Genomic DNA, 25,053 nt, shown 5'->3' on the forward strand with positions numbered 1-25,053 from the left:
GCACCGTCACTGCCGTCACGCCTTCAGCGAGTCCTTGCGGTACAGCCAGGCGGCCGCACCGGTGAAGAGTACGAAGTACACGGCGAGGATCGCCACGTCCTTGGCGTGCGGCGCACCGCCCAGCTCGATGGCCTGGCCGAGCCCCGCGTAGGCGTGGGTCGGCAGCCACTCGCAGATGTTGCGGAGCCACTGCGGGAAGTTCGCGGTGGGCATCCACAGGCCGCCGAGGATCGAGAGGCCGAAGTAGAACAGCATCGTGATCGGGCGGACGGTGTCCCCGCTGGCCAGGTAGCCGATGGCCACGCCCAGCGCGGCGAAGACGAGGCTGCCCGCCCAGATCGAGCCGGTGAGGGCGAGCCACTGCCAGAGCTCGAAGCGCACGCCCTTGGCCGCGGCGGCGACGGCGAAGACGACCAGGATGGCCGGCAGGGACAGCACGCCCGCGCTGGCGGTCTTCGCGAGGACGTAGCCGCGGCCGGGCAGGGCGGTCAGCCGCAGCTGGCGGACCCAGCCCTGCTCCCGCTCCTTGGCGATGCGTTCGCTGTTGCCCATCAGGACGGCGGTCAGGGCGCCGAAGGAGGCCATGGCGACCATGTAGAAGGCGGGCATCGTCAGTTCGGTGCCCATGACCTTCGTCGTGCCGGACAGGGTGCCGCCGAGCATCAGGAAGAGGGCCGCCGGGTAGAGCACGGTGAAGAACAGGTACTTCTTGTTGCGCAGCGCGCGGGTTATCTCCAGCTTGACCAGCTGGTACGTTCCGGCGTTCATCGGGTGGCCTCCTCGGCCTCGGTGAGGGCGATGAAGGCCTGCTCCAGGCCGAGGCCCGCGACCTCCAGGTTCCGGGGGTACAGGCCGAGCGCGTACACGGCGTGGACGGTCGCGTCGGCGTCGCGCGACTGGAGCTTGACGGTGGCGCCGCGCCGTTCGAAGGCGGTCAGGCCCGGCAGGGCGCGCAGGGTCTGTTCGTCGGTGTCGGCGTCGATGCCGTCGAGGTCGAAGGCGATCTTGCGGGCTCCGGCCTTCGCCTTGATCTCGGCGGCGGTGCCGTCGGCGAGGAGCCGGCCCTTGCTGAGCACGAGCACCCGGTCGGCGATGGCGTCCGCCTCTTCCAGGTAGTGCGTGGCGAACAGGACCGTGCGGCCCCGGTCGGCCTGCTCGCGCATCGTGGCCCAGAAGGCCTGGCGGGAGGTGACGTCCATGCCCGTGGTGGGCTCGTCGAGGACGATCAGGTCGTTCTGGCCCGCGGTGGCGAGGGCGAAGCGGACCCGCTGCTCCTGGCCGCCGGAGAGCTTGTTGACCTTCCGGCCGGCGATGTCGGCGACCCCGGCGCGGGTGAGGACCTCGTCCACGGGGAGCGGACGCGGGTGCAGGGCACAGCCGAGCGAGACCAGCTCGCGTACGGTCACCTCCTCCATCAGGCCGCCGCTCTGGAGCATCGCGCCGACCCGTCCGGCGGCGAGTGCCTCGCGGGGGGTGGTGCCGAAGAGGCGGACCTCGCCGGAGTCGGCGGGGCGCAGGCCCAGCAGGAGGTCGAGGGTGGAGGACTTGCCCGCGCCGTTCGGGCCGAGGAGTGCGACGGTTTCACCCGGGTGGAGTTCGAGGGAGAGGCCGTCGACCGCGCGGACCTTGCCGTAGCTCTTGGTCACGTTCTGGAAGCTCACCACCGGGCCGTCGGTGGTGCCCGGGGCGGCGGGGTGCGCCGAGGTCGTCGTCATGTCCCAAGGTTCGCCCGTACGGGGGCGGGCCCGGCAGTGTCGGCGGTCGTGACTGCGGCATGACGGATGTCATGCCGTGGACATGACGCGCACGTGCGGCGGCCCCTCACCCGGTTCCGGGGAGGGGCCGTCGCGGCGGTGCGGGGACCGTCAGCCGGCGTTGGTGTCGATGGTCCCGGTCCGCTCGGCGGGGGTCTTGCCGAGGAGCGCCTTGCCGAGGGCGCCGACGACGTCCTGCGGGGTGACGGCGGTCTTCGCGCCGGTGCCCCGCGTGATCATGATCCCGTCGAAGGTGTTGCCGTAGGTCGCCTTCAGGGCCTCCAGGTCGTACTTCTCGACGAGGCGGCCGTTGACCGGGGTCATGCTGAGGATCTTGGGCAGGGACTTGGCGCCGAAGGGCAGCGACTTGGTGCCCGCCTTGACGGTCGCGGGGCCGGACATCGCCGGTTCGGCGAACTCCTTCATGGCCCGGTCCAGTTCCGCCTGGGTGATGGTGGGTTCCACGGTGGCGGTGGGCAGTTCGACGGGCCCGGCCTTGCCGGAGGCGACCAGCTCGCGGAAGGCCTCGGTGACCTTGGCGACCGAACCGTCGACGTCGAGGCCGGTGCCCGCCTTGCCGGGGACGGCGACGGGCTTGCCGGTGTCGAACTTGATGGTGCCCTCGGTGGCCGAGCCGGCGGTGCCGGCCAGCTCCTGGAGGGCGACCCGCAGCTTCTCCTCGTCGACGGGCATGACGGCGGTGGCCGTCCGCTCGACGCCGAAGAGCGAGCCGATGACGGTGACGGGGTTGTAGTCGCTGCCCGCCGCGTTGCGGACCGTGGTCTGGCTGTCGAGGGTCAGGCCGGCCTTCTCGGGCTTCAGCTCGACCTGCTTGCCGCCCACGCTGAGCTGGAGCGGGGCCGCGGCGCGGGCACCGAAGGCGGCCTGGACCTTGGCGACGGCCTCGTCGCGGCTGCCGCCGATGTCCTGTCCGAGGACGGTGGTGCCCTTGGGGACGTCGGAGTGGTTCAGCAGCAGGCCGGCGCCGTACGTCAAGCCGCCGAGGAAGACGACCGCGCCGCCGAGCAGGACCAGCTTGGAGCGGCCCTTCTTCTTGGCGGGCGCGGCGGCCTTGGGGGGTGCGGGCCGGGGGGCCGGCGCCGGCGCGGGCTTCTTGCCCACCGGCGCCGGGGCGGGCACGGGCACGTTCTGCCGCGGCGGCTGCGGGCCGGGGGGCGGCGAGAGCGGGCCGGGCCCGGGGGCCGGGGTGTGCGGGGCCTCGGGTCCGGGCCAGCGCGGGGGCTCGTCGGCCCGTACGGGGACGGTCCCCATCGCGGGCCCGCCGGTCGGCCCGTCGGGTTCCGCGAAGGCCGGGAAGGCCTCCGTGACGGGGCCGCCGTCGTACGCCGGGTAGGCGGGCGCGCCGACGCCGGGGCCACCGGGCACGGGCGCGAACCCGCCGCCGCTGCCGTGCGGGGCCGGGGGCTGCGGGTTCCCGGGCGCCGCCGGCGGTGCGAAGCCCGCGCCGGCGCCCGCCGGGGAGCCGTAGCTCGCGCCGGGCGGCCCGGGGGCCGGGGCGGGAGCCGGGGCCGGCGCGGGAGCCGGCGCGGGCTCGGGGCCCGAGGACTTGCGCGGGGCGAACCAGTTGCTGGCCGGCTCCGGCGCGCCGCCCTGGCCGGCCGGCGCTCCCGGCGCTCCCGGCGCGGGCGCGCCGGGTGCGGCCGGCGCGGCCGGCCCTGCGGGTGCGGCCGGCGGCAGGGCCGGGGACGGCGCGGCGGGCGGGGCCTGGCGTGCCGGGGCGGGCGCCGGGGACGGCGCGGCGGCGTCCCGCTCCGGGGCGGCGCCGCCCTTGACTTGCTTGCGCACGACCACGGGCGGGATCGGCCGCGAACCCGGGATGTTGATCCGGATCCGGGTCGTCAGGGTGGTCTCGGTCTTCGGCCCGTCGTTGTCGGGCGTGGACGGGTTCGACGTCACAGGATTCTCCTCCGGGGCGGTCGTCGCGCCGGGCCCGGTCGGCACAGTCGTGGACGGATGGCGGCCGGTTCCGTACGGCGGTGTACCCGAGGGGTAGGCGGCTCCACCGTGCCCGTGGGGCCCGGGGGACGAACTGTCAGTTTCACGACTCAAGGCAGGTTCTCCCGGTTGGCTCCGCCGCCCGTCATACCGTGCGCGGGCAGCTCGGCGGCCCGTCCACCATACTGGCCGCCGCCCGCACGCAACTGTCCACCGGGAATCAAGCGTTCCTCTTCGCTCGGCGCGCCGCCGCTCCCGAGGGTGCGTCAAACCCCCGCAACCCGTCCCCGATCGGGGAACGGCGGAGTTCAGCCAGCCCTCAGCCGCGGGACCGGGAGGCCTGAACCGGCCCTTCCAGGGCACCGCGCATCGTGGCGCAGATCACAGCGACCACACATCCCCCCAAAAGGTATGCGTACGTGCCGATTCCGGAGGAACCGAGCAGGAAGTCGCCTTCGGGGCGCGGGACGCTGAGCAGGACGTAGGACAGGAACCAGCCGGCCGCCGCCGCCCCCACCCCGAGCCCCGAGCCGAGCGCGATCCGGGCGCCGAGGAAGAGCCCGGACAGGGCCAGCAGGGCGAGCAGCAGCCCGGCCGGGAACCAGAGGTCCACCACGAGCCAGCCGGCCGCGCCGGTGAGGACGCCGAGGACGAGCAGGCCGAGCAGGGCGGCGATCCGGCCGGGGGTCCAGGACGCGTTCACGCCTCCACCCCCGCGAAGAGGTCCCGCTCGCGGGTGCCGGCCGGCGCTCCCGGCTCGCCCGCGGCGAGTTCGTAGTACTCCCGGACGAACAGCGGCTGGGCCAGGTCGTTGGAGAGGGCGAAGAAGGGGCCGTCGACGGCGACCTGGGTGGCGTGCGCGCGCATCGCGGCCGCCTTCGCCCCGGCCAGTCCGCGCCCGTCGTCGTCCCCGATCTCGGCGGTGATCCGCTCGTCGTCGACCACGCCGGGGACGTCGTCCAGGCTCGCGGTGCCGGGGAAGGGGGCCCCGGTGGCCCGCAGGTGCGCGAAGCCCTCCTCGGCGACCGAGCGCGGCACCCGGTTCCAGTACAGCTTCGCGACCGCGTGCGGGGCGCCGAGCTCGGGGCGGTACGCGGCCTCGGCGGCCAGCTCCGCGCCGCGGGTCGCGACGCGGTGGGCCTGGATGTGGTCGGGGTGGCCGTAGCCGCCGTCGGGGTCGTAGGTGACGAGCACCTGCGGGCGCAGCTCCCGGATCACCTCGGCCAGGTACCCGGCGGCCTCGTCCAGGTCGGCGGACCAGAAGGCGCCGGGCCGGGTGTTCTGCGGGGCGCCCATCATCCCGGAGTCCCGGTAGCGCCCGGCGCCGCCGAGGAAGCGGTGGTCGCCGACCCCGAGCTCCTTCATGGCGGCGGCCAGTTCGCCGACCCGGAAGGGGCCGAGCGCGTCGTCCCGGTCCGGCGCCAGGTGCGCCAGCTCCGCCGGGATGACCTCGCCCTCCTCGCCGAGCGTGCAGGTCACCAGCGCGACGTGGGCACCCTCGGCCGCGTACTTGGCCATGGTGACGCCGTTGTTGATCGACTCGTCGTCCGGGTGCGCGTGCACGAGGAGCAGACGACGGGCGGGAAGACCGTTCATGGGGCCAGCCTACGATCAGGAGCTAGAGCTTGAGGCCACTGATCATGCTCGCCACGTTGGACGTGAGCTGGCTGAGCGTCGGAGCGATCGTCGAGCTCGCCAGGTAGAACCCGAGCAGCACGCAGACAAAGGCGTGCCCCGCCTTCAGTCCCGACCTCCGGACCAGAAGGAAGACGACGATCGCCAGCAGCACCACGGCCGAGATCGAGAGTGCCACGGCGTTTCACCTCCACGTCGAGCGGACATCGGTACGCGTACTCGTGCTCGGCGGAGTCATACCCACCGTGCGCTACGGATCATAACTATCCGTACCAGCGCATCGATCGAATTCCGGCAGCACGAGGGGCGCATGCCGCGCACGTACGGGGGCATACGGGGGCCGGCCGGCGGGCCGTCGCGGCACCCGGGGGCGCCGGAGGGGCCCGTACGGACGGTTCCCGGCCAGTGGGGCCGGTTCCGAACTCGGGGCAGAATCGGTCAAGTCACCCCCGCCGGAAGCACGTTGTGGTGGCCGGAACCCGATCCGGGCCCCGTGGGCACGGTGGCGCAAAATAGCCGGTCGGACGGCCGGGCTCCGGCGCGCCCCCGCGCTACGGCCCCGCGTCCCCCGGCGCGGCCGGAGACGGCGGCGGGGGCGGCGGCGCGGGCGGCACCACCTGCTTCTCGGCGGCGAAGTGACAGGCCGACGGATGGGCGGCCGGGCCCGAGGTGAAGACGGGCGGCACCGCCAGCAGCGGGACCTCGGTGGTGCAGCGCGCCTCGGCCTTCCAGCACCGGGTGCGGAAGCGGCAGCCCGAGGGCGGGTTCGCCGGTGAGGGGACGTCCCCGGAGAGGATGATCCGTTCGCGGTGGGCACGCGCGCCGGGGTCGGGCACGGGCACGGCGGAGAGCAGCGCCTGGGTGTACGGGTGGGTGGGGTGGTCGTAGATCTGCGTGTCGGTGCCGATCTCGGCGAGCCGGCCGAGGTACATGACGCCGACCCGGTCGGAGATGTGCCGGACGATCGAGAGGTCGTGCGCGATGAACACGTACGACAGGTCGAACTCGTCCTGGAGGCGGGCCAGCAGGTTGACCACCTGGGCCTGGACGGAGACGTCGAGGGCGGAGACGGGCTCGTCCGCGACGATGACCTCGGGACGCAGGGCCAGCCCCCGGGCGATGCCGATGCGCTGGCGCTGGCCGCCGGAGAACTGGTGCGGGTAGCGGTTGATGTACTCGGGGTTGAGGCCGACCACGTCGAGCAGGTCCTGCACCTTGCGGCGCCGGTCGCCCTTGGGGGCCACCTCGGGGTGGATCTCGTAGGGCTCCCCGATGATGTCGCCGACCGTCATGCGCGGGTTCAGCGAGGTGTACGGGTCCTGGAAGACCATCTGGATGTTGCGCCGGACGGACTTGAGGGCCTTGCCGGACAGCTTGGTGATGTCCTGGCCCTTGTACGAGATCGAGCCCGCGGTCGGGCGTTCCAGGTTGACCAGCATCTTGGCGACGGTGGACTTGCCGCAGCCGGACTCGCCGACGATGCCGAGGGTCTCGCCCTGGGCGAGGTCGAAGGAGACCCCGTCGACGGCCTTGACCGCGCCGATCTGCTTGCGGAAGAGGATGCCCTGGGTGAGCGGGTAGTGCTTGACCAGGTCGCGGACCTCCAGGATGGGCTCAGCCACCGAGGCACTCCTTCCAGAAGAAGCAGGCGCTGGCCCGGTCCGGGGCGACCTCCGCCAGCGGCGGGACCTCGGCGCGGCAGGCGGCGCGGGCCATCGGGCAGCGCGGGTTGAAGGCGCAGCCGGGCGGGATGTGCAGCAGGTTGGGCGGCAGGCCCTTGATGGCGTAGAGCTCCTGGCCCTTCTGGTCCAGGCGCGGGATGGAGTCGAGCAGCCCGCGGGTGTAGGGGTGGGCGGGGGCCCCGTAGATGGCGTGCACGGGCGCCGACTCGACGATCCGGCCCGCGTACATGACGGCGATCTTGTCGGCGACGTCGGCGACGACGCCGAGGTCGTGGGTGATCAGGATCAGGCCCATGTTGAGCTCGCGCTGGAGCTCGGCGAGCAGGTCCATCACCTGGGCCTGGACGGTGACGTCGAGGGCGGTGGTGGGCTCGTCGGCGATGATCAGGGAGGGTTCCAGGGCGAGCGCCATGGCGATCATGATGCGCTGGCGCATGCCCCCGGAGAACTGGTGCGGGTAGTCCCCCACGCGCTCCTTCGCCGCCGGGATCTTGACCCGGTCCATCAGCTCGACGGCCTTGGCCCGGGCGTCCTTGCGGGACATCCCGCGGTGGACCTCGTACATCTCGCCCAGCTGGGCGCCGACGCTGAGCACGGGGTTGAGGGAGGAGAGGGCGTCCTGGAAGATCATCGCCATCTCGGCGCCGCGCACCTTGCGGCGCTCCTCCTCCTTCATCTTCAGGAGGTCCTTGCCCTTGAAGAGGATCTCGCCGCCCGCGATCCGGCCGGGCGGCACGTCCAGGATGCCCATCACGGCCTGGGCGGTGACGGACTTGCCGGAGCCGGACTCGCCCAGCACGGCGAGGGTCTCGCCCTCGGCGACCGAGTAGTTCACCCCGTTGACGGCCTTCGCGACGCCGTCGCGGGTCTTGAACTCCACGTGCAGGTCGCGGACTTCGAGCAGCATCTCCCGACTCACTCCTCAGCGCAGCTTGGGGTCGAGGGCGTCGCGCACCGCGTCGCCGAGCATGATGAAGGCGAGCACGGTGATGCTCAGCGCCCCGGCGGGATAGAGCAGCATGTGCGGGGCGTTGCGGATCTGGGAGGCGGCGTTCGAGATGTCGATGCCCCAGGAGACGGTGGGCGGGCGCAGGCCCACGCCGAGGAACGACAGGGTGGCCTCCAGCGCGATGTAGGTGCCCAGGGCGATGGTGGCGACGACGATGACGGGGGCGACGGCGTTGGGCGCCACGTGCCGCAGCATCATGCGGGCGTTGCCGGCGCCGAGGGCGCGGGCGGCCTGGACGTAGTCGTTCTGTTTGGCGGTGATCACCGAGCCGCGGGCGATGCGCGCGAGCTGTGGCCAGCCGAGCAGCACGATGAAGCCGACGACGGGCCACACGGTGGTGCTGGTGACCACGGAGAGGAAGACCAGGCCGCCGAGGATGACGGGGATGCCGAAGAAGATGTCGGCGACCCGGGAGAGCAGCGAGTCGCCCCAGCCGCCGAAGAAGCCGGCGAGCCCGCCGAGCAGCGAGCCCAGCAGGGCGGCGCCGAGCGTGGCGCAGACGCCGACGGTGATGGAGGCGCGCGCCCCGTAGACCGTGCGCGTGTAGACGTCGCAGCCCTGGGTGTCGTAGCCGAAGGGGTGGCCCGGTCCGGGGCCCTGCTGGGACTTGGACAGTTCGCAGTGCAGGGGGTCGCCGCTCGCGATGAGCTGGGGCCAGATCGAGATGACGACGAGGAAGAGGATCAGCAGCGAGGAGATGATGAAGACGGGGTTGCGGCGCAGCTGGTGCCAGGCGTCGGACCAGAGGCTGCGCGCCTTCTCGCCGGGTCCGCCGCCGGGTCCGGGGACCTTCTCCAGGCTCTCGGCCTCTTCCAGGGCCAGGTCCATGGCCCCTCCCTGGCCGGTGGGCGAGACCGCCTCGCGCGGGCGGGGGCCCACGGGGTCGTACCCGCCGGGCCCTTCGGGACGCTCGGGGTCAGGCATACCGGATCCTCGGGTCCAGGACCGCGTAGAGCAGGTCGACGAGCAGGTTCGCCAGCAGGAAGACGATCACGAGGATGGTCACGAAGCCGACCACGGTCGGGGAGTTGTTGCGCAGGATCCCCTGGTAGAGCTGGTAGCCGACGCCGTGGATGTTGAAGATCCGCTCGGTGACGATGGCCCCGCCCATCAGGGCGCCGATGTCGGTGCCGATGAAGGTGACGACGGGGATCAGGGAGTTGCGCAGCAGGTGGCGGGTGACGACCCGGCGGCGCGGCAGGCCCTTGGCGGTCGCGGTGCGGACGTAGTCGGCCTTCACGTTCTCGGCGATGGAGGTCCGCGAGAGCCGGGTGACGTACGCGAGGGAGACGAGCGCGAGGACGATGCCGGGCAGGATCAGCTCGCTGAAGGGGGCGTCCGGGGAGACGGTGGGCCGTACCCAGCCCCATTTGACGCCGAAGAGGTACTGGAGGAGGTAACCGGTGACGAAGGTGGGCACCGAGATCACGACGAGGGTCAGCACCAGCAGGCTGGTGTCGATCGCCTTGCCCCGGCGCAGTCCGCTGACCACGCCGAGGGTGATGCCGACGACGATCTCGATGAGGATCGCGACGATCGTCAGCCGCAGGGTGACGGGGAAGGCCGAGGCCATCAGCTCGGTGACCGGCTGCCCGTTGAAGGCCGTGCCGAAGTCTCCCTGGAAGATCTGCCCCATGTAGTGCAGGTACTGCTTCCACAGCGGCTGGTCGAGGTACAGGTCCTTGCGGATCCTGGCGGCGGTGGCGGGGTCGGGGGCCTTGTCGCCGAAGAGGGCCGCGACGGGGTCGCCGAGGGCGTACACCATGAAGAAGATCAGGAAGGTGCTGCCGATGAACACCGGGATCATCTGGAGCAGCCGCCGGATCACATAACGTCCCATGGACTGCTCCAGGATCGATCCGTGGTGGGGGTCAGCTGACCTTGATCTGGTTGTAGACGGGGACGCTGAACTGGTTCAGGGCGACCTCGGAGATCCGCTCGGAGTGCCCGGCGCTGCCGTTCTGGTACCAGAGGGGGATGGACGGCATCTGTTCGGCGAGGATCTTCTCCGCGTCCTGGAACTTCCCGACCGCCTTGGCGGCGTCGCTCTCCTGGTTGGCCTCGTCGACGAGCTTGTCGAACTCCGGGCTGCTGAACTTGCCGTAGTTCGAGGAGGCGCCGCTGTAGTACAGCGGCTGGAGGAAGTTCTGGATCAGCGGGTAGTCGGCCTGCCAGCCGGAGCGGAAGGGGCCGGTGAGCTTGAAGGCGCTCTGCTGGTTGCGGAAGTCCGCGAAGGTGCCGACGGGGTTGACGGTGCAGACGGGTCCCTCGCCGAGCGCGTTGTTGACGCTGTTGCAGACGGCGTCCATCCAGTCGCGGTGGGAGCCGGTGTCCACGTTGGAGGTCAGCGTGACCTTGCCGCCGGGCAGGCCGCCGGCCTCCTGGATGAGCTTCTTCGCGGCCACCGGGTCGAACTTGCAGGCGTCCCCGCAGGCGGTGGCGCTGAAGCCGCCCTTCTCGCCGAGGGCCGGGGAGGTCCAGTCCTTGGCGGGGGTGCGGGTCTCGCGGAAGATCTGCTGGGTGATCTCGTCGCGGTTGATGGCCATCGAGATGCCCCGGCGGACCTTCTCCATGCCCTCCTTGCCCCACTGCGGGTCGTAGAGCGGGAAGGTGAGGGTCTGGATGATGAGGGCGGGCTGGTTGATGTACCGGTCGCCGAGGTCGTTCTTGACGTTCTTCAGCTGCTGCGCCGGGATGTCGTCGACCAGGTCGAGGTTGCCGGAGATCAGGTCCGTGTACGCGGTGTTGTTGTCGGTGTAGACCTTGAGGTCGACGCCGCCGTTCTGCGCCTTGTCCTCGCCGGTGTAGCCGTCCCAGGCGCGCAGCTTCATGCCGGTGCCCTTGGTGTACGAGTCCACCGTGTACGGGCCGTTGCCGACGGGCTTGTTCAGCCAGGCGGCGTGGTCGGTGAAGAAGGCCTTGGGCAGCGGCGAGAAGGCCTGGTAGCCGAGGGTCTCGGGCCAGGTGGAGAACTTCGACTTCAGGGCGACGGTGAAGGTCCGGGCGTCCTTGACGACCAGGCCGGACATGGTCTTGGCCTTGGGCTCCCCGGAGGCGGGGTGGAGGTCCGCGTAGCCGACGATGTCGGAGAAGAACGGCGAGTTGTTCTGCTTGTTGCGCACGTCCGCGCCGTAGTTCCAGGCGTCCACGAAGGACTGCGCGGTGACCGGCTCGTCGTTGCTGAACTTCCAGCCGTCCTTCAGTGTGATGGTGAAGTTCTGGCTGTCCGCGGTGTCGATCTTCTCGGCGAGCATGTTGTTGGCCGCGCCGGTCTTCGGGTCGTAGCGCTTGAGGCCCCGGAAGAGCATGTCGAGGACCTTGCCGCCCTGCACCTCGTTGGTGTTGGCGGGTTCCAGCGGGTTCTGGGGGTCGCCCCAGGAGGAGCTGACGATCCCTTCGGCACCACCACCGCCGCCGCTGTCGCTTCCGCCGCCGCAAGCCGTCGCCGCGAGGGCGACGGCCACCGCACATGCGGCCCACTTGGCGTGGGTGGCTCCGCGCATGGAGTGCCTCCTAGGGGTACCGGGACTCGCTTCGGGGCCAATGTCACCCCATGGGAGTCCCGGCACACCCCCGGTTCGACCGATTGCACCCCCGCGCCCCCCGGCTGTCACCCCTGCGAGTGCAAAGGCAGCTCCCAGGTGTCCACGGCGTAGTGCGGCCGCATGCCGTGCGCCTCGTAGAGCGCGAGCGCGCCGGTTTCGTTCGCGGTGTCCACTCCCAGGCCCACCGTGCCGCGGCCGCGGGCCGCGTAGACGGCGAAGCCGTGGCGCAGCAGGAAGCCGCCGATGCCGCGTCCGCGCAGGCCCTCCCGTACGCCGAGGTGGCTGAGCCAGCCCATGCTGGTGCGGTCGTCGCGGGTCAGGAGCACGGCGGCGTCGCCCTCGCCGGGCAGGCTCGCGATCCACACCAGGGACCAGTCGAGGGCGCGGGCGCCCAGGTGGTCCAGCCAGGGCCCGTACGCGCGCGGGGCGTGGCCGAAGTGCGCGGCGAAGGTCTCCTCGACCAGGGCGTGGGCCCGGCGGCGGTCGGCGCCGTCGGCTCCGCAGTGGCGCAGGGTCAGTCCGGCGGGCCGGGCCGGCGCGGCCGCGTCGGCCGGGGTGAGGCGGCGGGTCAACACCTGGTGGCGGCGCACGGCGCGGTAGCCGCGGCCGGTCAGGAGGGCCGGGTCCAGGGTGGGGCCGGCGCCCAGCTGGACGCGCAGCCGCGGCCGGGCGGAGCCGGCGGCCATCGCCCGGGCGCGGGCCTCCATCAGCTCCAGCAGCCGCCCGGCCGCACCGGGCCGGCCGGGCAGGGCGTAGAGGTCGCCGTCGATCCGGCCCGGCCCGGAGTCGTTCCAGACGAGGGCGTAGGCGACGGGGCGGCCGCCCCGCAGGGCGAGCCAGGAGTCGGCGGCCAGGTCCACGCCGGGGTGGCTGAGGTCGGCCTGCACGGTGCCGAGGTCGGTTTCGGGTCTGCCGATCTCGATGACGTCGACGGCGTTGAGCAGTGCGCAGATGTCGGAGGCGTCCCCGGGGCCGGCGGGCCGGACGGTCAGCGTGTCGGTCATCGGCCCACTCTGGGACGCGCCCGGGGGCGCCCGCAAGCCGCGCCCGCCGTGCCCGTGGCAGGGGACGCGGCGGGGAACGCGCCGGGGCGCCCGGGCCGGAAGGTTCCGGCCCGGGCGCCCCGGGATGCGTACGGAGTGGGTCAGACGGCCAGGACGGCCTTCTCCTCCGCGAAGTGGCACGCCGACTCGTGGGAGGCCGGAGTGTCCACGCCCAGGAAGCGCGTCGGGATCGCCAGCACGGGCTCCTCCGTGGCGCACTTCTCCTCCGCCTTCCAGCAGCGGGTGCGGAAGCGGCAGCCCGAGGGCGGGTTGGCGGGCGAGGGGACGTCACCGGTGAGGATGATGCGCTCGCGGGCCTCGCGGACCTCGGGGTCCGGCACCGGCACGGCGGAGAGCAGTGCCTGCGTGTACGGGTGGGTGGGGTGCTCGTAGATCTCGGCGTCGGAGCCGATCTCGGCCATCTTGCCCAGGTACATGACGCCGACGCGGTCGGAGATGTGCCGGACGATCGACAGGTCGTGCGCGATGAAGAGGTAGGAGAGGTTGAACTCGTCCTGGAGCTTCCCCATCAGGTTGATGACCTGCGCCTGCACCGACACGTCGAGCGCGGAGACCGGCTCGTCGCAGATGATGATCTCCGGGTTGAGCGCGAGGCCGCGGGCGATGCCGATGCGCTGGCGCTGGCCGCCGGAGAACTGGTGCGGGTAGCGGTTGATGTACTCGGGGTTGAGGCCCACGACGTCCAGGAGTTCCTGGACCTTGCGGCGCCGGTCGCCCTTGGGAGCCACCTCGGGGTGGATCTCGAAGGGCTCCCCGATGATGTCGCCGACCGTCATGCGCGGGTTCAGCGAGGTGTACGGGTCCTGGAAGACCATCTGGATGTTGCGGCGGACGGCCTTCAGGGCGCGGCCGGACAGCTTGGTGATGTCCTGGCCCTTGTAGAAGACCTCGCCGGCGGTGGCCCGCTCCAGGTTCATCAGCAGCTTGGCGACGGTGGACTTGCCACAGCCGGACTCGCCGACGATGCCGAGGGTCTCGCCCCGGTACAGGTCGAAGGAGATCCCGTCGACGGCCTTGACCGCGCCGACCTGCTTCTTGAACAGGATGCCCTGGGTCAGCGGGAAGTGCTTGACGAGGTTGCGGACCTGGAGGATCGGCTCGCCCTTGGGCTTGGTGACCTCAGCCATGGATCTGCTCCTTCCAGAAGTGGCACGCGCTGCTGCGGCCGGGCAGCTCGCCGCCGTCGCGCTCGGTCACCTGGTGCAGGACCGGCACGTCCGTACGGCAGATGTCCTGCGCCTTGGGGCAGCGCGGGTTGAAGGCGCAACCCGAGGGGATGTTCAGCAGGTTGGGCGGGAGGCCCTTGATCGCGTAGAGCTCCTGGCCCTTCTGGTCCAGGCGCGGGATCGAGTCCAGCAGGCCCCGCGTGTACGGGTGCGCCGGGCGCTTGTAGATCTCGTGGACCGGGGCGTTCTCGACGATCCGGCCGCCGTACATGACGGCGATCTTGTCCGCGACGTCGGCGACGACGCCGAGGTCGTGGGTGATCAGGATCAGGCCCATGTTCATCTCGCGCTGGAGCTCCGCGAGCAGGTCCATCACCTGGGCCTGGACCGTCACGTCGAGAGCCGTGGTGGGCTCGTCGGCGATGATCAGGTCCGGCTCCAGGGCCATCGCCATGGCGATCATGATGCGCTGGCGCATGCCGCCGGAGAACTGGTGCGGGTAGTCACCCACGCGCGCCTTGGCGGCGGGGATCTTCACCCGGTCCATGAGCTCGACGGCCTTGGCCGTGGCGTCCTTCTTGGACATGCCGCGGTGCACCCGGAACATCTCGCCGAGCTGGGTGCCGACGGTGTGCACCGGGTTCAGCGAGGACAGCGCGTCCTGGAAGATCATGGCGATCTTCTGGCCGCGGATCTTGCGGAAGTCCTCGGCCGGGAGCTTCAGCAGGTCCTGGCCCTGGAACAGGATCTCGCCGTGCGGGATCTTGCCGGGCGGCATGTCGAGGATGCCCATGATGGCCTGCGCCGTCACGGACTTGCCCGAGCCGGACTCGCCGAGGACGGCGAGGGTCTCGCCGGCGTTCACGGAGTACGAGACTCCGTTGACGGCCTTGGCGATTCCGTCGCGGGTGTGGAACTCGACGTGCAGGTCGCGCACTTCGAGCAGGGGGGTCCCCTCCGGCGCCGAGCGGGGCGCGGGGACGTTCGAGGTCTTGCTGATAGTGGTCAACGTACGCCCTTCCTCAGCGCAGCTTCGGGTCGAGGGCGTCGCGCACCGCGTCGCCGACCATGATGAACGCGAGCACGGTGATGCTCAGCGCGGCGGCCGGGAAGAGGAGCACGTGCGGTGCCTGGAGCCAGCGCACCGAGGCGTCGCTGACCATCAGGCCCCAGGAGATGCCGGGGGGCTGGACGCCGATGCCGAGGTACGACAGGGCCGCCTCCGCACCGATGTACACACCGAGGCTGATCGCGCCGACGACGATCACGGGGGCGATGGCGTTCGGCAGGATGTGGCGCATGGTGATGCGCATCGTGCCGGCGCCGAGGGCGCGCGCCGCGACCACGTAGTCGTTGTTCTTGTTCTGCAGGACCGAGGACCGCATGATGCGGAAGATCTGCGGCCAGCCCAGGGTGGCGAGCACGACGGACACCGTCCAGGCATTGCCCTTGCCGAGGCCCGACATGATCAGCATGCCGCCGAGGAGCAGCGGGATGGCGAAGAAGATCTCGGTGAAGCGGGACAGCAGGCTGTCGACCATGCCGCCGACCCAGCCGGCCAGCAGGCCGAGCGCGCCGCCGACGACGATCACCAGGGTGGTGGTGACGATGCCGACGATGATCGAGTTGCGGGCCGCCCACACGGTACGCGTGTAGACGTCGCAGCCCTGGACGTCGAAGCCGAACCAGTGGTCGGCGCTCGGCTTCTTCAGGGAGTCCTGGAGCTGGCAGGCGCCGGCGGTGAACGGGCTGCCCGGGGTGAACCACTGCGGAACGGCGGACAGCACGATCAGCAGCAGGACCAGGGCGGAACCGATCAGGAAGATCGGGTTGCGGCGGAGGTCCGCGACGGCGTCCGACCAGAGGCTGGCCTCGCGCTCCTTCTTGGGCTTCTTGCCGGAGGGGGCGACCGGGCCGCTGGAGGAGGGCGCGCCGGCGGTCTTGGTGTCGGTCAACTCGTCCCCCACCGTAGTTGTCTCACGCATAGCGGATCCTCGGGTCGAGCACGGCGTACAGCATGTCCACGATCAGGTTGGCGACGAGGTAGACGATGATCAGGAGCGAGACGACGCCCACGATCACGGTGCCTTCCTTGCGGTAGACCGACTCGGCCAGCAGACCGCCGACGCCGTGGATGTTGAAGATCTTCTCCGTGATGACCGCGCCACCCATCAGCGAGCCGAGGTCGGCGCCGAGGAAGGTGACGATCGGGATGAGCGCGTTGCGCAGCGCGTGACGGCCCACGACGCGACGGCGGGGCAGGCCCTTGGCCGTGGCGGTGCGGACGTAGTCGGCGCGCATCGTCTCCATGAGGCTGGTACGGGTCAGTCGCGCCACGTACGCCAGCGAGGTCGAGGCGAGCACCAGTGCCGGGAGCAGGTAGGCGCGGATGCCGTCGTTCTCGTTGAAGGAGACGGGGAAGAAGTCGATGCCCCAGCTGTTCTTCAGCTGCACGCCGAGCGTCAGCTGGAGGATGAAGCCGCTCACGAAGACCGGGATCGAGATGACCAGGAGCGTGGAGAGGAGCACGAGCTGGTCGAGGAACTTGCCGCGGCGCAGGGCGGCCATGATGCCGGCCAGGACGCCGACGACGGCCTCGATCAGGAAGGCCACGATCGCCAGGTTCATCGTGTAGGGGAAGGCTTCGGTGATCTTGTCCCAGACGGAGCGTCCGGTCAGGGTCTCGCCGAAGTTGCCCTGTACCAGGTTGGAAATGTAGTTCCAGTACTGGGACAGGAAGGAGTCGTTGAGGTGGTACTTCTCGCGAAGCATCGCCGCGACGAGCGGGTCTGCCTTCTTCTCTCCGGCCAGTGCCTGAATGGGGTCACCGGGGAGCTTGAAGGACAGCCAGTAGATGAGGAACGTTGCACCGATCAGGACAGGGATCGCCTGTATGAGTCGGCGGATGAGGTAGCGGCCCATCAGACCTCCAGCAGAAGAACAGGGGGAAGGGGACAGGCAGACGGAAACCTGATTCCGTCTGCCCGCCCCCGGGGTCCCCTACGTGAAGAGGGGGTGTTAGTTGAGCTCGACGTTCGCCAGGTCCATGCGGCCCTGGGCGTCGACCTCGACGTTCTTCACGGACTTGGAGTAGGCCGAAGAAGACATGTACGTGAACACCGGGATGTACGGAAGGTCGTGGATGACGATGTCATCGGCCTTCTGGTACAGCTTCAGGCCCTCGGCGGGGTCGGTCGCCTTGTCGGCGTCCGCCATGGCCTTCTCGAACTCTTCGTTCTTGTAGTGGCCGTAGTTGGAGCCGTTCTCGATCGCGACCTTCGAGAAGATCGGACGGAGGTAGTTCTCCGCCGCCGGGTAGTCCATGGACCACGCCATGCGGAAGGCACCCTTGTACTTCGAGGCGCCCAGGTCGTCGAGCAGCTCGCCGAACTTGGCGTACGGCTTGGCGGTGACCTCGATGCCGAGGTTCGCCTTCAGCTGGTTCGCGACGGCCTCGATCCACTCCTTGTGGCCGCCGTCGGCGTTGTAGCCGAGCTCGATCTTGTTGCCGGGGACGCCGCCGGCCTTGTCGAAGAGCTCCTTGGCCTTGGTCGGGTTGTACGTCCCGAACTCGCCGAGGGCGCCCTTGCGGTAGCCCGGGATGATCGGGCTGATGAAGTCGTCGGCCGGCTTGCGGGTGCCGTTGAAGATGGTCTTCGTGATGGCTTCCCGGTCGATGGCCATGGAGATGGCCTGACGGATCTCCAGCTTGCCGAAGGTCTCGGGGTTCTGCTCGAGCGGCAGGCCGAGGTAGCCGACGCCGGACTCGGGCTTGTAGATGTAGCGGTCGCCGAACTCCTGGGAGACGGAGGCCATCGCCGAGACGGGGAGCTTGTCGACGATCTGGATGTTGTCCGAGCGCAGGTCGTTGTACGCCGTGTCCAGGTTGTCGTAGATCTTGAAGGTGACGCCCGCGAGCTTGGCGCGACCCTCGGTCGGGTACTTGTCGTACCGCTTGACCTTGATCTGCTTGTTGTGGTCCCAGGCGCCGTCCATCTGGAAGGGGCCGTTGCCGATCGGGCTCTCGCCGAACTTCTTGGGACCGTCGGTCTCGAAGGCCTTCGGCAGCGGGTAGAAGGCGTTGTAGCCCAGCATGGTCTTGAACTGGGAGAACGGCTCCTTCAGCGTGACGGTGAAGGTGCGCTCGTCGACGACCTTGAGGCCCTTGAGCTCCTTGGCGGTGGGCTTCTTGTCCTTGCCCGGGGCCAGCTCGTCGGCGCCGTCGATCTTCGAGAAGAACGGCATGCCCTCGGCGGCGTTCTCCTGGTTGGCACCCCAGTTCCAGGCGCGGACGAAGGACTGGGCGTCGACCTTCTCACCGTTGTGGAAGGTGAGGCCGTCCTTGACCTTGATGGTCCAGGTCTTCGAGTCCGTGGTCTCGATGGACTCGGCGGCGGCGAGCTTCGGCTCGTTGGTCTTGTTGTCGTAGTCGACCAGACCGGTGAAGAGCGCGTGGAGAACCTCCGCGCCCTCCGACTCGGCGGTGTTCTGGCCGATCAGGCCGTGCTGCGGCTCGCCGAGCACCACCGTGATGTTGCCGCCCTTGCCGCCGGCGTCGTCCTTGCTGGTGCTGCAAGCCGTGGCAGCCATCGCCACGATGACGGCACCCGCGACCCACTTGGCGCTCGTTGCTCCGCGCATGGGTATTTGCCTCCTCAGGAGTCACTGTCGATTCGTGAAGGACCCGGCTCCCGCTGACACCCCTGACAGCGAAATCCGGTCCCATCGTGTGTGCTCGTGAGTCGACGCTCCCCACAGCGTGTGACCCATTGACCCGAGCTCAATGGAGCCATCCTCAGGGACTCACAGACCGTAAACCACACTTAAGTGGTCTCGTTTTCACAACATCACCGCATGGCGAAAACCCGAAATCCGGACAAACGGATAGGAGACAGACACGTGCGAAACGGACGGTTAGCTCACCTTCCGGAGTGTCACGGTCGGAATGCGGACACTTGAACGCAACAATCCGCTTGACAAAAGCGAACAGCCCCTCCCCGACACCGGCCCGGTGTGGGGAGGGGCTGTTCTCAGCCGTACGGCTCTCGGCCAGCGTACGGCCGGGGTACGACTCGCGTACCCTACTCGTCCGTTACTTGCCGGACTTGGCGCGCGACGCGGTGCGCGAGCGCTCCTTCTGGTCCAGGACGACCTTGCGGATGCGGACGGCCTCCGGGGTCACCTCGACGCACTCGTCGTCGCGGCAGAACTCCAGGGACTGCTCCAGGGAGAGCTTGCGGGGCGGCACCACGTTCTCGGTGTTGTCCGCGGAAGCCGCACGCATGTTGGTGAGCTTCTTCTCCTTGGTGATGTTCACGTCCATGTCGTCGGAGCGCGAGTTCTCGCCGACGATCATGCCCTCGTACACCTCGGTGCCGGGCTCGGTGAACAGGACGCCGCGCTCCTGCAGGTTGATCATCGCGAACGGCGTGACCGAACCGGCGCGGTCGGCGACCAGCGAACCGTTGTTACGGGTCACCAGCTGGCCGAACCACGGCTCGTGGCCCTCGTGGATCGAGTGGGCGATGCCCGTACCGCGGGTGTTCGTCAGGAACTCGGTACGGAAGCCGATGAGGCCGCGCGACGGGACGACGAACTCCATGCGGACCCAGCCGGAACCGTGGTTCGACATGTTGTCCATGCGGCCCTTGCGGACGCCCATGAGCTGCGTGACCGCGCCCATGTGCTCCTCGGGGACGTCGACCGTCATGCGCTCGACCGGCTCGTGGGTCTTGCCGTCGATCTCCTGCGTGACGACCTGCGGCTTGCCGATGGTCAGCTCGAAGCCCTCGCGGCGCATCTGCTCGACCAGGATGGCGAGCGCGAGCTCACCGCGGCCCTGGACCTCCCAGGCGTCGGGACGCTCGGTGTCGAGCACGCGGAGCGAGACGTTACCGATCAGCTCGCGGTCGAGGCGGTCCTTGACCTGGCGGGCGGTGACCTTGCGGTCCTTGACCGCGGACTTGGCGTCCGCGCCCTTGCCGCTGCCGCCGCGGCCGACCATCGGGGAGGTGTTCGTACCGATGGTCATGGAGATCGCCGGCTCGTCGACCGAGATCAGCGGGAGCGCGATCGGGTTCTCCGGGTCGGCCAGGGTCTCGCCGATCATGATGTCGGGGAAACCGGCGACCGCGCAGATGTCACCGGGGCCCGCCACCTCGGCCGGCTTGCGGGTGAGCGCCTCGGTCATCATCAGCTCGGTGATGCGGACGTTGGAGATCGTGCCGTCACGCTTGATCCACGCGACGGTCTGGCCCTTGCGCAGCTCGCCCTGCTCGACGCGGACCAGGGCGATGCGGCCCAGGAAGTTGTCGGCGTCCAGGTTGGTGACGTGGGCCTGCAGCGGCGCCTCGTCGTCGTACACCGGGGCGGGAACGTGCGCCAGGATCGTGGAGAAGAACGGCTCCAGGCTGTCGCTGTCCGCGGGGACGGTGCCGTCCTCGGGCTTGGTCAGCGAGGCGACGCCGTCACGGCCACAGGCGTAGACGATCGGGAACTCGATCTGCTCCTCGGTGGCGTCCAGGTCCAGGAACAGGTCGTACGTGTCGTTGACGACCTCGTCGATCCGGGAGTCCGGGCGGTCCGTCTTGTTGATGCAGAGAATGACCGGCATGTTCGCCTGCAGGGCCTTGCGCAGGACGAAGCGGGTCTGGGGCAGCGGACCCTCGGAGGCGTCCACCAGCAGGACGACGGCGTCCACCATCGACAGACCGCGCTCGACCTCACCACCGAAGTCGGCGTGGCCGGGGGTGTCGATGATGTTGATCGTGATGGGCGCCCCGCCGTCCTTGGGGTGGTACTTCACCGCCGTGTTCTTGGCGAGGATCGTGATGCCCTTCTCACGCTCCAGGTCGTTCGAGTCCATCATGCGGTCGTCGAGGTGCTGGTGGGCGGCGAAGGCACCGGCCTGCTTGAGCATGGCATCGACGATGGTCGTCTTGCCATGGTCGACGTGGGCGACGATGGCGACGTTACGGATGTCGTGGCGCGTGGGCACTTCGGCGCTTCTCCCGGGATCGTGGATGGCGTCGCGTACGGTCCGGCACGCGCGCCTCGACCGGGCGGAAAACCTGCCACGGCCTTACCCCATCCTACGTCGGTTGGCGGGAACCGCCTGCCGGGGGGTCTGTCAAGAGGCCGGAGGACTGAGCGGGGCCGGGTTCGGGGTGGGGTGGCCCGGCCGTGGGAGGAGCCTGTGTTCTACGGGGTTCGTGCGGGTCAATGGGTGTCCACGACCTTGCCCGCCGGGGGTCCGGCGGGCAAGGGACTTGAGTCACTTCTGAGGTAGTGACCCGCGGGTCAACCTGACAGGAGCCGCTTTTTCACCACATGTTCTCCGCGGCTACTTCTTCTTCTCGTCCTTCGCCGTGGGCGGCTTCTTCCAGCCGATGTCCTGGTAGCGGGGCGCTCCGAGACCGAAGGCCCCCGCGTTGGCCAGACCCGGCTTGGCGGCGACGAGCTCGGGGCGCTGGTAGAGCGGGATGGAGCCGGCCGCGGCCCAGATCCGGGCGTCCGCCTTGCGCATCAGCTCCCGGGCCTGCTCCTCGTCGAGCTCCCCGGCGGCCTGGTCGAAGAGCTGGTCGATGTGGTCGGTGCCGACCCGGGTGTAGTTCTGTTCGACGACGAGCGATCCGTCCGCGGCCGGCTCCGGCTTGGCGAAGATGGGGCGGGCGTCGGTGGCCGGGAAGGCCGTCGCCGGCCAGGAGTAGAGCGCGAGGTCGTACTGGCCCGAGGCGACGTGGTCCTTGAAGAAGCTCTCGTCCGCGACCTTCTTCAGCTCGGTGGCGACCCCGATCTTCTGCAGCATCCGGGAGATCCGCTCGCCGACCGTGCGCAGTGCCTCCGAGCCGGGACCGGCCGGCAGGACGAAGCGCAGGGTGAGCGGCTTGCCGTCCTTGGCGAGGACGGCGCCGGAGGTGCGGCCCGCCTGCTTGGCGGGGGCCGGGGCCGGGGTGGCGCGGGCCGGTTCCTTGTCGTCGGCGCCCTCCTCGGCCCGCTCGCCGTCGGCGACCGCGGCCGCGGCGCGCTTGCCGTCGTCCACGGCGCGGGCCTGGTCCAGCAGTACGTCCTCCTGCTGGGCGGCGAGGGAGTCCGGGGCCAGCGCCGCGGCGGGCTGCCCGGGGCGGACCGCACCGGGGGCGAAGGCGCCGGCGTCGGCGAGCTCCCCGTCGAAGCCCCGCGCGGGGCCCTCGGGCAGGCCCTCGGCCGGGAGCCCGCCGTGGTCCGCCCGGGCGCCCGGGCGGGCGGCGGTCTTGTGGGCGCCGGGGCGCAGGCCGCCGTTGCGGCCGTCGTCCTGGCCCACGATGTAGAGGCCGTCGTTGCCGGTGCCGGGCCCGGACGGGGTCTTCGAGTCGTCCTTCCTGGTGCTCTCGTCGCTCTCGGAGCCCGCCTTGGCGCCCGCCGGCTCGGTGAGCTTGCCGTTCTTGCGCCAGCCCGCGTCCGCGAGGAGGGCCTGCGCCGCCTGGGTGTCCTGGCCGCCGAGGGCGTCGCTGTTGTCCGCGTACGCCTGCTGTCCGGCCAGCGCCAGGTGGCTGCCGACCGGCAGGGCGGGCAGGCCGAGCGGCTTGAGGACGATCTCCGCCAGCTCCTTGCGGTCCAGGGCCCGGGCCACCGCGCGCCGCACCCGCTCGTCGGAGAGCGGTCCGGAGGCCCCGTTCATGGCCAGCTGCGTGTAGGCGGGCTCCAGCGACTTGCGGACGGTGAAGGAGCGCAGCGCCGACTGCTCGTCGGCGTACTTCTTCACCGCTTCCGCGTTCTTCTCGCGGCTCTCCTGCTCTTCCCTGGCCTTCGTCTCGTCGGCGCCGTGCGCCAGCGCCCAGGAGAGGGTGGCCTGCGCGGGGGTCAGCGCGGCCGCCGGTCCGTGGGCTCCGTTGACCTGTCCGGCGTCGCGGTGGGCGAGGGCGATGCGGTCGGCGCCCGCGCGGTCGATCTCGGCCAGGTCGACCTTGCCCGCGGCCAGCGCCGCCGGCCGGGCCGAGCGGGGCACCGCCGTCAGGACGAGGGTGTCGAGCTTCGCGGCCCGGCCCCACCAGCGCGGGTTGCGCGTCAGGGCCGCGGTGCCGGTCTTCTTGTCGATGGCACCGAGCCCGAAGGGACCGGCGGTGACCTTGAGGGTGCCGCGGGCGCCCTCGTTGAAGGCCTCCGGGGTGCCCATGACCTGCTTCGGGTAGAGCGGGCTGAACAGCGAGCGCCAGTCGGAGTACGGCTTGGCGAAGGTGACCTTGACCTCCAGGTCGTTCTTGCCGCGCTCGATCTTCTCGATCCGGTCGTACCCGGCGTTGCGGGCCGTCCAGTACGCCGAGTCCTTGCCGTTCAGCGCCCGCCACTGGGCGACGAAGTCGGCGGCGCCGATCTCCCGGCCGTCGCTCCACACCGCCTTCTGGTTCAGCTTGTACAGGACGACCTGCTTGGGCTCCCGCTCGACGACCTCGGCCTTCTCCAGGAAGTCGGGGTTGGCGACCGGGCGGCCCTTGCCGTCCAGGACGAACAGCTGCGGCAGGACCGCCCCCGCGATGCGGGAGGTGGTGGCGTCCGCGTCGGCCTGGAAGGTGTTCAGCGTCTCGGGGAGGGCGTCGACGGCCCAGCGCAGGACGCCGCCGTCGGCGACGCGGTCGCGGGCCGTCACCGCGATGTCCGGGCCAGCGGCGGCCGGCCCGCCCTCCTCGTCACCCGCCCCGCAGCCCGCGAGCAGCGGCAGTGCGAGGACTCCCGAGGTGAGGAGCGCCAAGGACCTGCGCGTTCTCTGGGTCATGGGTGGTACCTCCGGGGCGGGGCGTGGGCCGTGAAAGCGGGGGGACTTGATCACGTTCGGCGGTATATGGAGCTGATCACACTGGTGCCGGAACCCACTGAAATAGACAGCCCGCCGAGGGCTCCGCAGCGGGAGCGCGCCACGCCGCGAACCCCACCCGTGCGGACCAATCCGGCTTGCGGACGGGCGGCCGTTCCCCCGGACGAGGGACGCGAACGGGTCGGGAAGGGGCGCACGGTTCAAGCCCGCGCGCCCGCAATCGCTGCACGTCCCTTCACAACCGGGGACGGGAGGCGCGACACTGCCAGGCGCCCGTGAGCGTTGCCATCGCACCCGCGGAAGTGAGGTCACGTCATGTCCCTGCACGACGATCTGACGGCCGTACGACGCAATCTGAACGAGCTGGTCCGCTCGGTGGAGCGGCTGGAGCGGGACGTCGCCCGGCAGGCGCCGGCCGTCCCCGAGGCCGACCCGGCCCGGATGGTCTCCGTACCGGACACCCCGTACGACAGCTCCCTGTGGACGGACTCCGACGACGAGGGCCTCGGCGCGCGCGACCGCCGCGCCCCCTGACGCCGCACCGCCCGTCCGCGCACTCCCCATCGGGCCCGGCCGCCCCGGCCGGTCCTCCCGGGCCACCCCTCATCACTCCACCCGGAGTCCCTTTTGGCCACAGGCACGGAACCACCCCAGCAGCGGCCCGGCGGGGTCCACGGCCCTTCCCGGGCCGCCATAGCCGCCCGGCACCTGCGCACCGACCGGTGGTGGCTGTCGCCCGCCGGCACCGCGGCCGGGCTGCTCGCCTTCATCGTCTACTCGACCTGGCGGGCCTTCTCGAACGCCGACTACTACGCGGCCCCGTACGTCTCGCCGTTCTACTCGCCCTGTCTGGCGGAGAACTGCGCGACCATGCGCGGCGGCCCCAACCTCGACCTCTTCGGCAGCTGGTGGGGCCTGTCCCCCGCGCTGCTGGTCCTGGTCTTCCCGCTCGGCTTCCGGCTGACCTGCTACTACTACCGCAAGGCCTACTACCGGGGCTTCTGGGCCTCGCCGCCCGCCTGCGCCGTCGCCGAGCCGCACGCCGCGTACTCGGGCGAGACGCGGTTCCCGCTGATCCTGCAGAACGCGCACCGCTACTTCTTCTACGCGGCGCTGCCGGTCGCCGGGATCCTCACCTACGACACCGTGCTGACCTTCCGCGACGGGCACTACGCCTGGGGCCACATGGGGCTGGGCACCCTGCTCTTCCTCGTCAACATCGTGCTGATCTGGGCCTACACCCTGTCCTGCCACTCCTGCCGGCACATCATGGGCGGCCGGCTCAAGCACTTCTCCCGGCATCCGGTGCGCTACCGGCTGTGGGGCTGGGTGAGCCGGCTCAACACCCGCCACATGCAGCTGGCCTGGGCCTCCCTGATCAGCGTGGCCGCCTGCGACTTCTACGTGTACCTGCTGGCCAGCGGCACCGTCACCGACCCGAGGATCTTCTGA

General features: G+C 70.5%; 21 protein-coding genes. 2 read left to right on the forward strand and 19 right to left on the reverse strand.

Features of this window, described 5'->3' with window-relative positions; genetic code table 11:
- Window positions 1-15: 15 nt before the first annotated feature.
- The 19 genes from ACGFXC_RS26250 to ACGFXC_RS26340 all read right to left on the reverse strand — a co-directional run bounded on the left by ACGFXC_RS26250 (window position 16) and on the right by ACGFXC_RS26340 (window position 23,562).
- Window positions 16-768 carry an ABC transporter permease gene (locus tag ACGFXC_RS26250; protein ID WP_393716667.1) on the reverse strand — a complete coding sequence of 251 codons (753 nt, stop codon included), beginning with the start codon at window positions 766-768 and terminating at the stop codon, window positions 16-18.
- A complete protein-coding gene (locus ACGFXC_RS26255) occupies window positions 765-1,715 on the reverse strand; it encodes an ABC transporter ATP-binding protein (protein ID WP_393716669.1) in 951 nt (316 codons plus the stop codon). Before ACGFXC_RS26255 ends, ACGFXC_RS26250 begins: the two co-directional genes overlap by 4 nt.
- 150 nt (window positions 1,716-1,865) lie before the next feature.
- Window positions 1,866-3,671 (reverse strand): hypothetical protein, encoded by a 1,806-nt coding sequence (locus ACGFXC_RS26260; RefSeq protein ID WP_393716671.1) that lies wholly within the window; start codon window positions 3,669-3,671, stop codon window positions 1,866-1,868.
- Window positions 3,672-4,029: 358 nt separating this feature from the next.
- Window positions 4,030-4,413, reverse strand: a complete 384-nt coding sequence (locus ACGFXC_RS26265; RefSeq protein ID WP_393716672.1) for a DUF6113 family protein — start codon at window positions 4,411-4,413, stop codon at window positions 4,030-4,032.
- Window positions 4,410-5,306: an N-acetyl-1-D-myo-inositol-2-amino-2-deoxy-alpha-D-glucopyranoside deacetylase gene (gene mshB / locus ACGFXC_RS26270; protein WP_393716674.1), complete on the reverse strand. Its 897-nt coding sequence runs from the start codon at window positions 5,304-5,306 to the stop codon at window positions 4,410-4,412. The genes ACGFXC_RS26265 and mshB overlap by 4 nt, the downstream gene beginning before the upstream one ends.
- Window positions 5,307-5,328: 22 nt before the next feature.
- The gene (locus tag ACGFXC_RS26275) at window positions 5,329-5,523 is read right to left on the reverse strand and encodes a hypothetical protein (protein WP_030226073.1); all 195 of its coding nucleotides are present in this window, start codon (window positions 5,521-5,523) and stop codon (window positions 5,329-5,331) included.
- A 373-nt stretch (window positions 5,524-5,896) separates the two neighbouring features.
- A complete protein-coding gene (locus ACGFXC_RS26280; protein WP_393716676.1) occupies window positions 5,897-6,967 on the reverse strand; it encodes an ABC transporter ATP-binding protein in 1,071 nt (356 codons plus the stop codon).
- The gene (locus ACGFXC_RS26285) at window positions 6,960-7,934 is read right to left on the reverse strand and encodes an ABC transporter ATP-binding protein (protein ID WP_393716677.1); all 975 of its coding nucleotides are present in this window, start codon (window positions 7,932-7,934) and stop codon (window positions 6,960-6,962) included. The genes ACGFXC_RS26280 and ACGFXC_RS26285 overlap by 8 nt, the downstream gene beginning before the upstream one ends.
- A gap of 15 nt (window positions 7,935-7,949) precedes the next feature.
- On the reverse strand, window positions 7,950-8,960 hold the full coding sequence (locus ACGFXC_RS26290; protein WP_393716679.1) for an ABC transporter permease: 1,011 nt from the start codon (window positions 8,958-8,960) through the stop codon (window positions 7,950-7,952).
- The gene (locus ACGFXC_RS26295) at window positions 8,953-9,876 is read right to left on the reverse strand and encodes an ABC transporter permease (protein ID WP_393716680.1); all 924 of its coding nucleotides are present in this window, start codon (window positions 9,874-9,876) and stop codon (window positions 8,953-8,955) included. The genes ACGFXC_RS26290 and ACGFXC_RS26295 overlap by 8 nt, the downstream gene beginning before the upstream one ends.
- A gap of 31 nt (window positions 9,877-9,907) precedes the next feature.
- Entirely contained in the window at window positions 9,908-11,539 is a 1,632-nt protein-coding gene (locus ACGFXC_RS26300; protein ID WP_393716682.1) for an ABC transporter substrate-binding protein, read from the reverse strand.
- Window positions 11,540-11,646: 107 nt separating this feature from the next.
- Entirely contained in the window at window positions 11,647-12,585 is a 939-nt protein-coding gene (locus ACGFXC_RS26305) for a GNAT family N-acetyltransferase (RefSeq protein ID WP_393716684.1), read from the reverse strand.
- A gap of 140 nt (window positions 12,586-12,725) precedes the next feature.
- Entirely contained in the window at window positions 12,726-13,772 is a 1,047-nt protein-coding gene (locus ACGFXC_RS26310; protein ID WP_393716686.1) for an ABC transporter ATP-binding protein, read from the reverse strand.
- Window positions 13,765-14,820, reverse strand: coding sequence for an ABC transporter ATP-binding protein (locus ACGFXC_RS26315; protein ID WP_393716688.1), 1,056 nt, complete (start codon window positions 14,818-14,820; stop codon window positions 13,765-13,767). The genes ACGFXC_RS26310 and ACGFXC_RS26315 overlap by 8 nt, the downstream gene beginning before the upstream one ends.
- 13 nt (window positions 14,821-14,833) lie before the next feature.
- The gene (locus ACGFXC_RS26320; RefSeq protein ID WP_393716690.1) at window positions 14,834-15,796 is read right to left on the reverse strand and encodes an ABC transporter permease; all 963 of its coding nucleotides are present in this window, start codon (window positions 15,794-15,796) and stop codon (window positions 14,834-14,836) included.
- Window positions 15,789-16,733, reverse strand: a complete 945-nt coding sequence (locus ACGFXC_RS26325) for an ABC transporter permease (RefSeq protein ID WP_393716692.1) — start codon at window positions 16,731-16,733, stop codon at window positions 15,789-15,791. Before ACGFXC_RS26325 ends, ACGFXC_RS26320 begins: the two co-directional genes overlap by 8 nt.
- A gap of 96 nt (window positions 16,734-16,829) precedes the next feature.
- Window positions 16,830-18,452 carry an ABC transporter substrate-binding protein gene (locus tag ACGFXC_RS26330; protein ID WP_393716694.1) on the reverse strand — a complete coding sequence of 541 codons (1,623 nt, stop codon included), beginning with the start codon at window positions 18,450-18,452 and terminating at the stop codon, window positions 16,830-16,832.
- A 451-nt stretch (window positions 18,453-18,903) separates the two neighbouring features.
- Window positions 18,904-20,808, reverse strand: a complete 1,905-nt coding sequence (gene typA, locus ACGFXC_RS26335; RefSeq protein WP_393716696.1) for a translational GTPase TypA — start codon at window positions 20,806-20,808, stop codon at window positions 18,904-18,906.
- 345 nt (window positions 20,809-21,153) lie between these two features.
- Window positions 21,154-23,562 carry an ABC transporter family substrate-binding protein gene (locus ACGFXC_RS26340; protein WP_393716697.1) on the reverse strand — a complete coding sequence of 803 codons (2,409 nt, stop codon included), beginning with the start codon at window positions 23,560-23,562 and terminating at the stop codon, window positions 21,154-21,156.
- A 354-nt stretch (window positions 23,563-23,916) separates the two neighbouring features.
- Here ACGFXC_RS26340 and ACGFXC_RS26345 point away from each other — a divergent pair, with 354 nt between their 5' ends.
- Both ACGFXC_RS26345 and ACGFXC_RS26350 read left to right on the forward strand, forming a co-directional pair.
- Complete coding sequence (locus tag ACGFXC_RS26345; RefSeq protein ID WP_393716699.1) at window positions 23,917-24,135, forward strand: hypothetical protein; 219 nt, start codon at window positions 23,917-23,919, stop codon at window positions 24,133-24,135.
- Window positions 24,136-24,228: 93 nt separating this feature from the next.
- The gene (locus ACGFXC_RS26350) at window positions 24,229-25,053 is read left to right on the forward strand and encodes a hypothetical protein (protein ID WP_393716701.1); all 825 of its coding nucleotides are present in this window, start codon (window positions 24,229-24,231) and stop codon (window positions 25,051-25,053) included.

This window comes from Streptomyces sp. NPDC048507 (assembly GCF_043199995.1).
GTDB lineage: Bacteria > Actinomycetota > Actinomycetes > Streptomycetales > Streptomycetaceae > Streptomyces.

Coding starts and splice junctions, on each gene's coding strand:
- ACGFXC_RS26305 (WP_393716684.1), bottom strand. CDS start 12,585: ATGACCGACACGCTGACCGTCCGGCCCGCCGGCCCCGGGGACGCCTCC.
- ACGFXC_RS26300 (WP_393716682.1), bottom strand. CDS start 11,539: ATGCGCGGAGCCACCCACGCCAAGTGGGCCGCATGTGCGGTGGCCGTC.
- ACGFXC_RS26320 (WP_393716690.1), bottom strand. CDS start 15,796: ATGCGTGAGACAACTACGGTGGGGGACGAGTTGACCGACACCAAGACC.
- ACGFXC_RS26285 (WP_393716677.1), bottom strand. CDS start 7,934: ATGCTGCTCGAAGTCCGCGACCTGCACGTGGAGTTCAAGACCCGCGAC.
- ACGFXC_RS26340 (WP_393716697.1), bottom strand. CDS start 23,562: ATGACCCAGAGAACGCGCAGGTCCTTGGCGCTCCTCACCTCGGGAGTC.
- ACGFXC_RS26255 (WP_393716669.1), bottom strand. CDS start 1,715: ATGACGACGACCTCGGCGCACCCCGCCGCCCCGGGCACCACCGACGGC.
- ACGFXC_RS26310 (WP_393716686.1), bottom strand. CDS start 13,772: ATGGCTGAGGTCACCAAGCCCAAGGGCGAGCCGATCCTCCAGGTCCGC.
- ACGFXC_RS26290 (WP_393716679.1), bottom strand. CDS start 8,960: ATGCCTGACCCCGAGCGTCCCGAAGGGCCCGGCGGGTACGACCCCGTG.
- ACGFXC_RS26330 (WP_393716694.1), bottom strand. CDS start 18,452: ATGCGCGGAGCAACGAGCGCCAAGTGGGTCGCGGGTGCCGTCATCGTG.
- ACGFXC_RS26295 (WP_393716680.1), bottom strand. CDS start 9,876: ATGGGACGTTATGTGATCCGGCGGCTGCTCCAGATGATCCCGGTGTTC.
- ACGFXC_RS26250 (WP_393716667.1), bottom strand. CDS start 768: ATGAACGCCGGAACGTACCAGCTGGTCAAGCTGGAGATAACCCGCGCG.
- ACGFXC_RS26325 (WP_393716692.1), bottom strand. CDS start 16,733: ATGGGCCGCTACCTCATCCGCCGACTCATACAGGCGATCCCTGTCCTG.
- ACGFXC_RS26345 (WP_393716699.1), top strand. CDS start 23,917: ATGTCCCTGCACGACGATCTGACGGCCGTACGACGCAATCTGAACGAG.
- mshB (WP_393716674.1), bottom strand. CDS start 5,306: ATGAACGGTCTTCCCGCCCGTCGTCTGCTCCTCGTGCACGCGCACCCG.